The sequence below is a fragment of the Paraburkholderia sp. UYCP14C genome, from assembly GCF_004197395.1.
Classification (GTDB): Bacteria; Pseudomonadota; Gammaproteobacteria; order Burkholderiales; family Burkholderiaceae; genus Paraburkholderia.
In genome coordinates, this window is the sequence record NZ_SELS01000297.1 from 1 (window position 1) to 814 (window position 814).

The following is an 814-nucleotide window of genomic DNA, read 5'->3' on the forward strand; positions in this document are numbered from 1 at the left end:
ATCGGCATAGGGGACGGCCATAAGGCCGTGCCCCTGCCACACCACCCGGCGTGCGGGTCCGCACCGGGCGGTTCGGGAAGTTGAGGTTATGAGAGGCGGGGGACACCTAGCCGATCGAAGTATGCGAGGGTCAGCACGCTATTCAGGAGCTTGTCGCTGTTACGCCACCAGCGGCGACTGTTCGCCGCCACCTGTTGCGCCACTGCGGGCGGAGCTCCCAGCGCACGCAGTTCCCGGTAGATGGTCGGACCGCGGCGCCATTGTTTAAGCTGGATGACACGCAACCGGTGACGCATCCACTTGTCCAGATCCAGCCAGACTCGTGGCGTCTGCGCCAACCGGAAGTATCCCTTCCAGCCCAGCACATAGGGCCGTAATCGTTCCACCACGTCCTTCATGCTGCGCCCGCCGCTACGGCCGGTCAGTTCACGAATGCGGCGTTTGAACGCCAGCAGCGGTTTGGCCGCCACCTTGCGCTTGATGACACCGCCGCACGCTACCCACAGGCTGTAGCCCAGAAACTTGCGACCAAACACACTGGCCACCGCGCTTTTGGTCTCGTTGACCTTTAAACGCAGTCGCCCGTACAGCCGCCGCAGCAACGCCATCACCCGTTCGCCCGCGCGCCGACTGCGAACGTACACGTTCGCGTCGTCGGCATAGCGCGCGAAGCAGTGACCTCGCCGCTCCAGTTCCCTGTCCACCTCATCGAGCAGCACGTTGGCCAGCAACGGCGATAGCGGACCGCCCTGCGGCGTGCCCTGTTCGCGCTGCTGGACCACGCCGCCATCCATGATGCCGCTGTTCAGATACG

The 814-nt window shown here is 64.5% G+C and carries 1 protein-coding gene; it reads right to left on the reverse strand.

The features are described 5' to 3' along the window. Positions 1-86: 86 nt before the first annotated feature. On the reverse strand, positions 87-814 hold a 728-nt coding region (locus EVC45_RS44920), incomplete at its 5' end, for a group II intron maturase-specific domain-containing protein (protein ID WP_248295554.1).